Source organism: Streptomyces sp. NPDC088157 (assembly GCF_044741545.1).
GTDB lineage: Bacteria > Actinomycetota > Actinomycetes > Streptomycetales > Streptomycetaceae > Streptomyces.
Genome location: NZ_JBIUSU010000019.1, coordinates 1 through 11,869, shown reverse-complemented (window position 1 = coordinate 11,869; position 11,869 = coordinate 1). Strand labels below are relative to the sequence as shown.

Sequence of the window (11,869 nt, the reverse complement as noted above, 5' to 3'; positions counted from 1 at the left end):
CCGCTTCCCCCGCAGTGCCCGCCCGTGAAGCAATGTCGACTCGCGGTCACCGATGCTACCGGAGCGGGACAGCCGAGCCGGGTGGGCGAGCAGTGGCCTTCACCGGACCTCCCGATGGTCCCGGGGAGCCCGATGGCGGATGTCGCGCCCCTGGTGCGGACTCAGGGCTTGCGGGCGACTCCCGCGTACACCGGCACGATGCCCTCGGCCTGGGCCGCCACGTCCTCCGGGTCCGGTCGCCAGCCGGACACCGGGATGACGCCCGGCCCGAGCAGCTCCAGGCCCTCGAAGAAGCGGGTGAACTCCGCCAGCGAACGCGGGTGGAAAGGGGTTCCGCCGCGCCGGAAGTTCTCCGCGGCCTTCCCGATGGCCTCGGGGTTCAGGTCGGCGGTGACCTGGGAGTTGTCCTTGCCGCCCAGCCACCAGTCGTAGACGCGGGCCGGATGCGGCCTGCCGGTGTCGATGCGGGCGGACGCGGATACCTGCTCGGCCTCGGATCCGGTCATGCGGGTCTTTCCTCCAGGAGTCAGGAGTCAGGAGTCAGGAGTCGTGAGTCAGGAGCGGGAGTCGGAAGTGAGGAGTCGGGAGCCGGAAGTCAGGAGTCGGAAGTCGGGCAGAAGAACGGGGCGACGGCGTGTGCTCGGAGCTTCGTGCTCAGAGGCTTCCGCGGGCGTCCCGCAGGATCTTCTTGGTGTGCTGCGCGGACGCGGCGTGCGTCGTCATGTGGTCGAGGACCTCCAGGTGCGCGGAGACCTCCTTGCGGTCGTCGAGGTACAGAGCGCCGGTGAGGTACTCCGTGACGACCATGTCGGGCAGTTCGGGCTCGGCGAAGCGGAACAGCGAGAACGGCGCGGACGTTCCCGGATGCGGGCCGGCCGCGAACTCGGAGACCTGCAGGGTGATCCGGTCGCGTTCGGCGAACTCCACCAGCCTGTCCAGCTGTTCGGACATCACGGTGGCGTCCACGCTCACCGGGCGCCGCAGCACCGTCTCGTCCATGACCACCCACAGATGGGGCGGGTCGTCGCCCTCCAGCAGCCGCTGGCGCGCCAGGCGCAGCGACACATGCCGCTCGATCGACTCCGGGGTCGTCTGCCCGACGGTCCCGGCCTCCAGCACGGCGCGCGCATAGGCCTCCGTCTGGAGCAGCCCGGGAACGAAGTGCGGCTCGTACGAGCGGATCAGCCGGGCCGCGCCCTCCAGGCTCACGTACAGGCTGAACCACTCCGGCAGCACGTCGTGGTAGCGCTGCCACCAGCCGGGCCGGTTCGCCTCCTCGGTGAGCGAGACGAACGCCTCGGCCTCCGCCTCCGAGACGCCGTACGCCTCCAACAGCACCTGCACATAGGGGACCTTCAGCCCGACGTCGGCCGTTTCCATGCGTCGAACGGTCGCGGGGGCCACGCGCAGGGCGCGGGCCGCCTCCTCGCGGCCGAGACCGGCCGCCTCACGCAACTCCTGGAGCCGCCTGCCCAGTACCACCTGGCCCACCGTGGGTGCGGGCCGTCGCTCACTCACCCCACGTCTCCCCTACGCGTCGAGGCACGCGGGCCAGTGTGTCACGTTCAGGCCTCGTTGCCACCGGAACGGAGTCGAACGTTCATCTCAGAACTCTGAGCTGATCGGCCGTCAGTCGATCAGTGAACGCAGGTACTTGACCGTGGACGGGTCCGCCGGGAGGAACGTCTCGATGGCCAGCTCGGCGACGGTCACGTCCATGGGGGTGTTGAAGGTGGAGACGGACGAGATGAAGGACAGGACCCGTCCCTCGTGCTCGATCAGCATCGGCAGCGCGAAGTACGGCACGGGCTCCGCCGGTTCGTCCGCCGGCCCGCGCTCCGTCGCCCGCCCGCCTTCCGTCACCGGGTAGGCGGCGACCTCCTCGTACAACTCCCGCAGCGGTGCCGAGCGGTACAGGGCGATCTGCCGCTCCATCTGAGCGAGCAGGTGGCCGCGCCACTCCCGCAGGTTGCGGATGCGCGGTGCCAGGCCTTGCGGGTGGAGGGTCAGGCGCATCGCGTTGAGCGGGGGCTCGAGCAACGACTCCGGGACGCCGTCCAGCAGCATCGTGATCCCGCGGTTGGCCGCCACCACGTCGTACCGCGCGTCCATCACCAGCGCCGGATACGGCTCGTAGCCCTGGAGCAGCCGTTCCAGACCCGCGCGCAGCGCGTCCAGCGCCGGGTCGTCCAGCGGAGTCTGCGGGTAACGCGGGGCGTAACCGGCCGCCAGGAGGAGCGCGTTGCGCTCACGGACGGGCACGTCGAGGTGCTCGGCGAGCCGCAGCACCATCTCCTCGCTGGGCCGGGAACGGCCCGTCTCGACGAAACTGATGTGCCGGGCCGAGGAGTCGGCGCGCAGCGCCAGGTCCAGCTGACTCATCCGCCGTCGCTCCCGCCAGACCCGCAGCAGCGGGCCGACGCCCTGGCCGGCGGGGGTGGCGGAGGCGGCGTCCGTGCTCGTCGCGACAATGGTCATACGTACGACCGTAGTTGAGGAGCGTGTGGATGAACGACTGGCAGAGGTCCTCCCTGGAGACGACGGCGGTGTACCGCGCCCGGGTGCGGGGCTGCCTTCTCGGCGGGGCGCTCGGTGACGCCCTCGGCTACGCGGTCGAGTTCTCCTCCCTCGACCGGATCCGCGCGGCCCACGGGCCGAGGGGCCTGACCCGGCTCGTGCCCGACGGCGAGGGCGTGATCGGCCGGGTCAGCGACGACACCCAGATGACCCTGTTCACCGTCGAGGGCCTCCGTACGGCGGCCAGAAGGGCCCGGCTCAAGGGCATCGCCGGGGCGGAGACCGCCCTGGTGCGCGAGGCGTACGGACGCTGGCTCGAGACCCAGCAGCGGCCGGGGCCGGCCGAGGGCGTCACGGGCGGCCTCCTCGCCGAGGGCTGGCTGTACGCCCGCCGCGCCCCCGGCAACGCCTGTCTGTCCGGACTCGCCCAGCACTACGTTCCCGACCCCTGGGCCGAGCTGAGCGGCGTGCCCGGGCCGGTCAACCCCGGTTCCAAGGGCTGCGGGACCGTGATGCGCTCCGCGCCCTTCGGTCTCGCGCACCCGTCCGCCGGCCTCGCCTTCGCCATGGCCGCCCGCTGCGCCCAGACGACCCACGGCCACCCGACCGGCTACTACGCGGCCGGAGCGCTGGCCGCGATCGTGGCGTACCTGGTCCAGGGGGAGTCCGTCGAGGGTGCGACGCTGCGCACCCTGCGCCTGCTCGGCCGCCACTCCGGCCACGAGGAGACCTCCGCCGCCCTGGAGCAGGCGCTCGACCTGGCCGGTGAGGGCGAGCCGAGCCCAGAGAAGGTGGAGACGCTGGGCGCCGGCTGGGTCGCCGAGGAGGCCCTCGCCGTCGGGGTCTACGCGGCGCTGGCCACGCACCGGGTCGAGGACGCCCTGCTCCTGTCCGTGAACCACTCGGGCGACAGCGACTCGACGGGCTCGATCTGCGGCAACATCCTGGGCGCGCGACACGGCGACGCCGGGCTGCCGCACGAGTGGCTGGAGCAGGTGGAGGGCCGGGCCGTGATCGCCGCGCTGGCGGACGACCTGGCGGCCGAACGCCTCCGGGACCGAGCCGGGTGAAGCCCGTCTGACCAGGGCCGCCGCGGCCTTCCTGTGGCACGCTGGACAGGTACGCGACACCAGGAAGGGAGCCGTGCCATGGCCGTCGAACCGCTGTCGCAGAAGGAGATCGAGGACCGTCTGTCCGAGCTGCCCGGCTGGTCCCTGGAAGGCGACCGCCTCACCCGCTCCTACCGGCTCGACTCGCACTTCGCCGCGACCTCCCTGGTCGTCCATGTCGCCCGGATCCAGGAGGAGCTCAATCACCACTCCGAGCTGACCCTCGGCTACAACACGGTGTCCGTCGCCGTGAACACCCACAGCGCGGGCGGGGCCGTCACCGACCTCGACGTCGAACTCGCCCGCCGGGTGGAGGCCGTGGCCCCCGCGCACGGAGCGCGCTGACCCGCGCGACGGACGGGCGGGGACCGTACGGAGCTGCACGAGGCTGTACCGGGCAGGGGTACGGCGGTCACGGAACGGGGGAGCGCGCTTGCTGGACTACGACGAGGAAGCCGAACGGTACGACGTCTGGCGCGGCGGCGAGCCCAGGGCGGCGGCCGCCGCGCAGGCCGTCCTCGGCCTCGTGCCGGCCCGGGCGCGCAGCCTGCTCGACGTGGCCTGCGGCACGGGCATCGTCACCCGGCGTCTCGCGGCCGGCCGGCCCGGCCTGCGGGTGACCGGCCTGGACCGGGCGCCCGCCATGGCCCGGCACGCCGCCGCCCGGCTCCCCGGAGCGGTCGTGCTCGCCGACGGCTGCCGACTCCCCTTCCGGGACGCCGAGTTCGACGCCGTCAGCAGTGTGTGGCTGCTGCACCTCGTCGAGGACGTGGCGGACGCGCGGCGGATCGTCGCCGAGTGCGCCCGGGTGCTGCGGCCCGGCGGGGTGTACATCACCACGGTCGACAAGGGCGCCTCCCACAACGTGGGCAGCGACATCGATGTCGTGCTGTCCTCGCGCCCGCACCGGCCGGCCTCCGACACCGCGGCGCTGGTGGAGGCCTACGCCGCCGAAGCGGGCCTGGTCCCGGCGGGGCGGGCCCGCTTCGAAGGGCGGGGGCAGGGCCGCAGCCCGCGCCGGGCCATCGCGGACCTGCGACGCGGCTGGTTCGTCACCCTGCCGCCCGGTCACCCCCTGGCCGACGGGTTCGCCGCCCGCCTCGCGGCCCTGCCCGACCAGGACCGGCCCCGCCCGGACCCCGCGTTCACGCTGAGGGAGTTCCGGAAACCGGCTCCCGGTCCGCTTCCGGACGAGTGAAGTCCATGATCCAGTTGGTCAGCCAGGTCTCCCCGCCGTCCAGCGAGAAGGCCTGCTCCCAGCGGGCGGAGGTGTCACGGACCCCCGACCAGACGAACCGGGCCCGCACGTCCTTTCCGTCGTGCGTGTCGTCGCCGTAGAACTCGCCGCGCTCGCGGCCGGCGCGGCTGTCGTGGTGGTCGTCGCCCCGGTCCTCGTGGGGGCCGTCGGAGCCGTCGGCGGTGTCGAAGCCGCCGATCACCGGTGGGAACAGCCTGCCGCTGAGGCTGGACGACCAGTTCAGCGACCACTGGCCGCTCTCCCGGTCGAAGAGCCTCAGCGTCAGCCCCTTGGCGCCGAGGTGCGGCATGTCGATCTCGTCGATGTTCGCGGCCCCGTCGAACAGAGGCCGGCAGTGGGCCGTGGACGGGAACTCCTCCCAGTCGCTGTCGGGGTCGAGGAAGTCGGTGCGTCGGCGGTGGCGGACCTCCCATGCGCCGTGGAGGAAGTCGAAGTCGTGCGGGCTGCTCATGAGCGGTCCCCCGTGGTTCCCTCGGCCAGCGAATCGGCCAAGTAGGCTTCCATGTCCGGAACTTCGGCTGCTCGGCGGGCAAGCATGTGTCGTACCCACGCGTCGCGTTCGTGCAGGAGCGGTGGCAGCTCCCAGACACAGCCGATCCAGGGCCGGTCGGTCGTGACGAAGTGGCTGGGGTCGTCGTCCGGGCAGCCGAGCACCGGCTGGCCGGCGGCCGCGCCCCGGAAGTGCAGGACGTTGTCCCACACCCAGCTGTACGCGTTGAGGTAGGCGCCGTCGTCGCCGCCCCGGTGCAGCACGACGAACGTGGCCGGCGGCGTCCCGTCCGGCGCCGGCAACAGCTCGGGGAGGATCGCGTACGCGGCTCTCTCCACCTCGGGTGCGATGCCCGCCGGGTCGGCGGTGACGTGGTAGCGCTTGATCCGCCGTCCCGCCACCTCGATCGGCGGGGGCACCGTCAGCAGCTTCTCGGCGAAGGGCGGCGCGGGGGCCGGGTCCGCGGGTGGATCCACGGGTGGGCCCGAGGGGAGCGCGGGCGAAAGCGGGGAGCCGGAGACGAAGGTCATGGACAGGACGCTAGGCCCGCTTCACTGACATCCTGTGTCAGTGAAGTCCAGCCGACTCGTGTCGATCCTGCTGCTGCTCCAGACCCGGGGCCGGATGACCGCCGCCCAGCTCGCGGCGGAACTCGAGGTGTCGGTGCGTACCGTCTACCGGGACGTGGAGGCGCTGGGCGCGGCGGGAGTCCCGCTGTACGGCGACGCCGGTCATGCCGGTGGCTACCGGCTGCTCGACGGCTACCGCACCCGTCTGACGGGACTGACCGCCGACGAGGCGGAGGCCCTCTTCCTCGCCGGTGTCCCCGGCCCCGCCGCTCAGCTCGGCCTCGGGCCGGTCCTGGCCGCCGCACAGCTGAAGGTCCGTGCCGCGCTGCCGCTGGAGATGCGGGCGCACGCGGACCGGATCAGCGGCCGGTTCCACCTCGACGCGCCCGGCTGGTACACGGACGCGGGCGCGGACGACGTGCCGTATCTGCCGGCGGTCGCCGACGCGGTGTGGAACAACAGGATCCTGGATATCGTGTACCGGCGCTGGCGGGAGCCCACCGATGTCCGACGCCGCCTGGAACCGTACGGCCTCGTCCTGAAGGCCGGACGCTGGTACGTCGTCGCCGGCCCCGGCCCGCGCACCTTCCGCGTCGACCAGATCCTCGAACTCACCGCCTCCGACGAGGTGTTCACCCGGCCGGACGGCTTCGACCTGGCCGCACACTGGGCGGACTACCAACACGGTTTCCACGAGCGCTTGTACCGGGACAGGGCGGAGGCGGTGGTGCGGCTGGCGCCGGGGGTGACCCTCGCCCGGGCGGCGCCGCTCGAGGGACCCGTCGAGGCGGACGGTCGGACGGTGGTCAGGGTCCCCATCGAGTCCGTCGAGCACGCCCACGCCGAATTCCTGCGCCTGGGCACCGACATCGAGGTGCTCCAGCCGCCCGAACTGCGTGAGCGGATCGCCCGGACGGTGACGGAACTGGCCGCCCGATACGGCAACTCACCTGTCCACGGCGGCGACTGAGAGACGGTACCCATCCGACCTCCCAGGAGGTACGTCGTGCAGCACCCGCACCCGCACCCGCATCCGTCCCGGCACCCGGACCCGCGCCGGGATCCCCGTCCGCACCAGCACCGCCGCCGCAGGGTCGTCCTGTCCGCTCTGGCCGCCGCCACCGCCCTGATCGGCGCCGGACCGACCACGCTCGGCGCCGGCACGTCGCCCGCTCTGGAACTCACTCGCGCGGGCGTGGCCCCGCTCGCCGCCACGGCCCGTCAGGTGGAGGCCCTCGACCGGGGCGTCGTCAGCGTCCACACCGACAGTGGCAACCTGGTCAGCTGGCGTTGGCTCGGCACCGACCCGGACAGCGTGTCCTTCAACGTCTACCGGGCCGGCACGAAGGTCAACCCGGCCCCGGTCACCGGCTCGACGAACTACTTCCACTCCGGCGCCCCCGCCCAGGCCGACTACACGGTCCGCGCGGTCGTGAACGGCGTCGAACAGGCCGACTCCGTCCATGCGGTCCAGTTCCGCACCGGCTACGAGGACGTTCCGATCACCCCGCCGGCCGGCGGCACGACCCCGGACGGCGTCGCCTACACCTACGAGGCCAACGACGCCTCCGTCGGCGACCTGGACGGCGACGGCGCTCTGGACATCGTCCTGAAGTGGCAGCCGACCAACGCGAAGGACAACTCCCAGTCGGGATACACCGGCAACACGGTCGTCGACGGCGTCAAGCTCGACGGCACCCGTCTGTGGCGCGTCGACCTCGGCCGCAACATCCGCTCCGGCGCCCACTACACGCAGTTCCAGGTGTACGACTACGACGGCGACGGCCGGGCCGAGGTCGCCATGAAGACGGCCGACGGCACGACGGACGGCACCGGCGCGGTGATCGGCAGCTCCTCCGCCGACTACCGCAATTCCAGCGGCTATGTGCTGTCCGGCCCCGAGTACCTGACCATGTTCAACGGCCGGAACGGCAAGGCGATGCAGTCCGTCGACTACGTCCCGGCCCGGGGCACGGTCTCGTCCTGGGGCGACTCGTACGGCAACCGTGTCGACCGCTTCCTCGCGGGAACCGCCTACCTGGACGGTTCCCGGCCCTCACTGATCATGGCTCGCGGCTACTACACGCGTACCGTGATCGCCGCCTGGGACTGGCGCGGCGGCGCCTTCACCCGCCGCTGGACCTTCGACACCAGCTCCTCCACCAACACCGGGAAGGGCTACGACGGGCAGGGCTCGCACAGCCTCTCCGTCGGGGACGTCGACGGTGACGGCAGGGACGAGATCGTCTACGGCGCGATGGCGGTCGACGACAACGGAAACGGCCTGTGGACGACGAAGACCGGACACGGCGACGCCCAGCACCTCGGCGACCTCGACCCGTCGCACGCCGGCCTCGAGTACTTCAAGGTGTCGGAGTCGACCGGCCAGCCCGCCGAGCTGTACATCGACCCGGCGAACGGCACGGTCGACTGGAAGCTGGCCGCCTGCTGCGACAACGGCCGCGGGGTCGCCGGTGACATCTGGGCCGGCAACGACGGCGCCGAGGTGTGGTCGGCCTCCGACAGCTCTGTCCGTGACGAGACGGGCGCGACGAAGGGCCGGGAGCCCTCCTCCGTCAACTTCCTCTCCTGGTGGGACGCCGACCCGGTCCGTGAACTCCTCGACGGCACCCACATCGACAAGTACGGAACGTCCTCGGACACCCGGCTCCTGACCGGCTCGGGCGTCCACTCCAACAACAGCACCAAGGCCACCCCGTCGCTGTCCGGCGACATCCTCGGCGACTGGCGCGAGGAGGTCATCTGGCCGACCAGCGACAACACGGCCCTGCGCATCTACTCGACGCCGTACGAGACGACGACGAGGATCACGACCCTGCTCCACGACACGATGTACCGCACAGGACTGGCCTGGCAGAACACCGCTTACAACCAGCCGCCGCACCCGAGCTACTTCCTCGGCAACGGGATGCCGACGGCACCCCGACCGGCGGTCTACACCCCGTGAGTGACGGTGGGTGCGCCGCCCTCCGGGCCACGCACCCACCGTCTTCGGCCCCTCATGCGGCTCAGCTCACCGTGCGGCTCAGCCCAACCGTGGGGCTCAGCCCACCGTGCAGCTGCGATCACCCAGCCTGAACGCCGTGGGCTTCGTGTTCGTGCCCGACCAGCTGCCCGTGAAGCCGAAGCCGACGGACGAGCCGGCCGCCACGTTGCCGTTCCAGCCGATGTTCTTCGCCGTCACGGCCGAACCCGACTGCGTGTAGTCGGCGTTCCACAGCTGGGAGACGGTCTGGCCGTTCGGGAAGGTCCAGCCGAGGCTCCAGCCGGACCAGGCGCTCGTCCCCGTGTTGGCGAGCCTGACGTCTGCCTGGAAGCCGCCCGACCACTGGTTGGTGATCGTGTACGTCACCGCGCAGGCACCGGTGGGCGCGGGGTCCGTGGGATCTGTCGGATCGGTGGGATCCGTGCTCCCGCCGCCGGTGTCGGAGGTGTCCCCGTAGACGACGCCCCGCCCGTTCGTCGAGACGTACACCCGCCCGTACACCCTCGGGTCGCCCGTGATGGCCCCGCCCGTCCAACCCCACTGGTGGGCGTCGTCGTTGACGCGGGTCCAGGTCGCCCCCTTGTCCGTCGAGCGGAAGATGCCACGGACCCCGGCGATCTTCGCGCTGGTGTACAGGGTCTGGTACGACGCCCCCGTCGCCGCCTTGCCGAACCCGATCGTGTCGGCCTGCTCGACGCCCGACAGCTTGGTGAAGGTCGCTCCGGAGTCGGTGGAGTGCCACAGCCCGTACGCTCCGTCACTCGCCCCGCCCGCCAGCCAGACATCGCCCTTCGTGCCCGGCAGGGCCTTGAAGCGCACGCTGTCCCCGCTGGGTAGGCCGGTCGCCGCGGACCCCGTGAACGTCGCACCCCCGTCCGAACTCACGTAGAACTTCCCCGACTTGAAGCCGTAGAAGATCTTGGGGTCGACCCGGTCGGACTCGACGACCGCACCGGAGGGGATTCCGTTCGACGCCTGCCACGAGGTTCCGAACCCGGTGGTGTACTGCACGGCCGCGCCCTCCGGGCTCCACACGAAGCGGCTGCCGTCCGCCGCCGCGGCGACCGTTCCGCCGCCGCTGACCCCCGAAGGGTCCGTCCCCGCGAACCAGTTGGCGCCGTTGTCCGTCGAGAACGCCACGTGCGGACCCGAGTCCAGGTTGCCGACGCGCACCACGGTGTCGGGATGCGACTCGGCGTAGTCCAGGCTCGTCGTCGACGTGAAGTTCGGGGAGGTGAACATCATCGACGGCACCTTCGTCAGGTCCGTGTGGCGGAAGCCGCCGATGTCACCGAGCGCGCTGAGCAGCGGTGCGCCGGACGGGGGAGAGGCGATGTCCAGGACCGCCGTCTCCTCCAGCCCCTGCACCATCGGCTTGATGGTGAACTGACCTCCGCTGTCCCAGTTGGCCAGGTTCTCCGTGCCGTAGACCGTCGCACCGGTGCCGTACATCATGCGACTCGAGTTGAACGGGTCGATCTCCAACGCCTCGGTCATCCAGCCGAGTTTGGGCGTCTGCTCCGGCGGCGACGGGTTCGCGCCCCAGGCCAGCCACGGCGAGGACGACACGTCCATCGTGTAGCGGTTCGCGCGGTTGGGATACGACGTGTAGTCCCATGCCTTCGTCCAGGTGCCACCGCTGTCCGTCGAACGGAAGATCTGGGTGTCCGGCCACCAGGAACTGTACGCGGTGGCCATGACGGTGCCTGGCTTCTGACGGTCGATGGTCAGCCCGCTGAAGCCGTAGTACGTGTCGGCCTCCGCCACCGGACTGATGTCCGTCCATGTCCCGGTCGCCGTCGCGTACCGCCAGAGCCTGCCCTTGCCGCCGTCGTACGGCCCGCCCTTGTCGCTGTACGCGACATACAGGTAGCCGTTGACGGTATCCAGTACACCCTTGTGCGCCAGGTATCCCGTCGGCTGCCCGGCCAGCCGCGTCCAGGTCGCCCCCGCGTCCGTCGAGCGGTACACGGCGTTGTCCTTGTCCGCCACACCGACGTAGATCGTCTTCGTCGCGGTGCCGGACGCTCCCGTGCTCTCGTCGAAGGTGACCCAGACGATGCCCTGGTTGTCGGAGGCGTACCCGCTCGTGTCGGTCGGATCCTGCTGGTAGTTGCCGACGTTGGGGAAGGTCGTCACCTGCGACCAGCCGGCCCCCGAGTCCGTCGACCGCCACAGCCCCTTCCCGCTCGGCGCGCCCAGATACAGCACGCTGTTCCTGTTGGGGTCGACCGCGAGGCGCTCGCCCATGCCGCGGCCGGGCATGTTGCCGCCCAGCTTGAAGGGCAGATCCGCCTTCTGCCAGCTCGCGCCCCGGTCGGCGGAGCGCAGGACGGCCCCGTTGCCCGGATCCCAGCTGTTGGTGTACGTGCCGACCGCCGCGTACACCTTGTTCGGGTCGACGGAGTCCGAGGCCAGACTCACCACGCCCGTGTGCCCCCAGTCCGCCCAGCCGACCGAGTCCAGCAGCGGAGTCCAGGACCTGCTCGACTCCTGCCAGCGGTACGCGCCGCCGATGTCGGTGCGTGCGTAGGCGAGGTTCTTCTCCTTGCGGTTGAAGACGATGCCCGGCACGAAGCCGCCGCCGTCGATCCGCGCGTTCTTCCAGGTGTACGACTCCGCGGCCACAGTCGCCTTCGGACTGCCGTCCGCGGCCAGCACGGGTGGACTGCCGGCGATCAGACCGGCGGCGAGCGCCAGTACGGCCGTGAGGATGCGGGTTCTTCGCACGGTGGGGGTCCTTCCTCGCGGAGCCATGGGGGCGGGGGGGGGGGGGGGGGGGGGGGGGGGTGGGGGGCGGGGGGGGGGGGGGGGGGGGGGGGGGGGGGGGCGCGGCGGGGGGGGGGGGGGGGGGGGGCGGGGGCGAGGACCGAGGGCCGAAGGCCGAGGGCCACGGGCACAAGGGTGGGGCGGACGGAC

The 11,869-nt window shown here is 71.7% G+C and carries 10 protein-coding genes and 2 pseudogenes; 5 read left to right on the top strand and 7 right to left on the bottom strand.

What is annotated here, in order from left to right:
• Positions 1-161: 161 nt before the first annotated feature.
• From ACIPFH_RS42255 to ACIPFH_RS42240, 4 genes and pseudogenes are all read right to left on the bottom strand, one after another.
• A pseudogene (locus ACIPFH_RS42255) lies at positions 162-401 on the bottom strand (SAM-dependent methyltransferase); the annotation flags it as partial.
• A 9-nt stretch (positions 402-410) separates the two neighbouring features.
• Positions 411-506 (bottom strand): annotated as a pseudogene (locus ACIPFH_RS42250) (SAM-dependent methyltransferase); the annotation flags it as partial.
• A gap of 148 nt (positions 507-654) precedes the next feature.
• Entirely contained in the window at positions 655-1,518 is an 864-nt protein-coding gene (locus ACIPFH_RS42245; protein ID WP_401835311.1) for a helix-turn-helix domain-containing protein, read from the bottom strand.
• A gap of 111 nt (positions 1,519-1,629) precedes the next feature.
• Positions 1,630-2,478, bottom strand: coding sequence for a helix-turn-helix domain-containing protein (locus ACIPFH_RS42240; protein ID WP_401835308.1), 849 nt, complete (start codon positions 2,476-2,478; stop codon positions 1,630-1,632).
• A 29-nt stretch (positions 2,479-2,507) separates the two neighbouring features.
• Here ACIPFH_RS42240 and ACIPFH_RS42235 point away from each other — a divergent pair, with 29 nt between their 5' ends.
• The 3 genes from ACIPFH_RS42235 (at position 2,508) to ACIPFH_RS42225 (ending at position 4,824) form a co-directional block, all read left to right on the top strand.
• Positions 2,508-3,587 carry an ADP-ribosylglycohydrolase family protein gene (locus ACIPFH_RS42235; RefSeq protein WP_401835307.1) on the top strand — a complete coding sequence of 360 codons (1,080 nt, stop codon included), beginning with the start codon at positions 2,508-2,510 and terminating at the stop codon, positions 3,585-3,587.
• Positions 3,588-3,665: 78 nt separating this feature from the next.
• A complete protein-coding gene (locus ACIPFH_RS42230; RefSeq protein ID WP_356262719.1) occupies positions 3,666-3,971 on the top strand; it encodes a 4a-hydroxytetrahydrobiopterin dehydratase in 306 nt (101 codons plus the stop codon).
• A gap of 88 nt (positions 3,972-4,059) precedes the next feature.
• Positions 4,060-4,824 carry a class I SAM-dependent methyltransferase gene (locus ACIPFH_RS42225; RefSeq protein ID WP_401835304.1) on the top strand — a complete coding sequence of 255 codons (765 nt, stop codon included), beginning with the start codon at positions 4,060-4,062 and terminating at the stop codon, positions 4,822-4,824.
• On the opposite strand, the gene ACIPFH_RS42220 is transcribed toward ACIPFH_RS42225, so the two are convergent.
• Together ACIPFH_RS42220 and ACIPFH_RS42215 are read right to left on the bottom strand one after the other, a co-directional pair.
• The gene (locus tag ACIPFH_RS42220) at positions 4,772-5,335 is read right to left on the bottom strand and encodes a hypothetical protein (RefSeq protein WP_401835301.1); all 564 of its coding nucleotides are present in this window, start codon (positions 5,333-5,335) and stop codon (positions 4,772-4,774) included. The two genes, ACIPFH_RS42225 and ACIPFH_RS42220, sit on opposite strands and share 53 nt — an antisense overlap.
• Positions 5,332-5,793, bottom strand: a complete 462-nt coding sequence (locus ACIPFH_RS42215) for a hypothetical protein (protein ID WP_401835393.1) — start codon at positions 5,791-5,793, stop codon at positions 5,332-5,334. Before ACIPFH_RS42215 ends, ACIPFH_RS42220 begins: the two co-directional genes overlap by 4 nt.
• A 151-nt stretch (positions 5,794-5,944) precedes the next feature.
• On the opposite strand from ACIPFH_RS42215, the gene ACIPFH_RS42210 reads away from it, so the two are divergent.
• Complete coding sequence (locus ACIPFH_RS42210; protein ID WP_401835299.1) at positions 5,945-6,913, top strand: helix-turn-helix transcriptional regulator; 969 nt, start codon at positions 5,945-5,947, stop codon at positions 6,911-6,913.
• Positions 6,914-6,949: 36 nt separating this feature from the next.
• A complete protein-coding gene (locus tag ACIPFH_RS42205; RefSeq protein ID WP_401835296.1) occupies positions 6,950-8,911 on the top strand; it encodes a rhamnogalacturonan lyase in 1,962 nt (653 codons plus the stop codon).
• Positions 8,912-9,007: 96 nt separating this feature from the next.
• Here the strand turns inward: ACIPFH_RS42205 and ACIPFH_RS42200 are convergent, their stop codons facing one another.
• Positions 9,008-11,680, bottom strand: a complete 2,673-nt coding sequence (locus tag ACIPFH_RS42200; protein ID WP_401835294.1) for a cellulose binding domain-containing protein — start codon at positions 11,678-11,680, stop codon at positions 9,008-9,010.
• Between the last annotated feature and the right edge of the window lie 189 nt (positions 11,681-11,869).

Excerpts from the sequence above, each read along its gene's own strand:
- ACIPFH_RS42240 (WP_401835308.1), bottom strand. The coding sequence starts at position 2,478 with ATGACCATTGTCGCGACGAGCACGGACGCCGCCTCCGCCACCCCCGCC.
- ACIPFH_RS42235 (WP_401835307.1), top strand. The coding sequence starts at position 2,508 with ATGAACGACTGGCAGAGGTCCTCCCTGGAGACGACGGCGGTGTACCGC.
- ACIPFH_RS42230 (WP_356262719.1), top strand. The coding sequence starts at position 3,666 with ATGGCCGTCGAACCGCTGTCGCAGAAGGAGATCGAGGACCGTCTGTCC.
- ACIPFH_RS42220 (WP_401835301.1), bottom strand. The coding sequence starts at position 5,335 with ATGAGCAGCCCGCACGACTTCGACTTCCTCCACGGCGCATGGGAGGTC.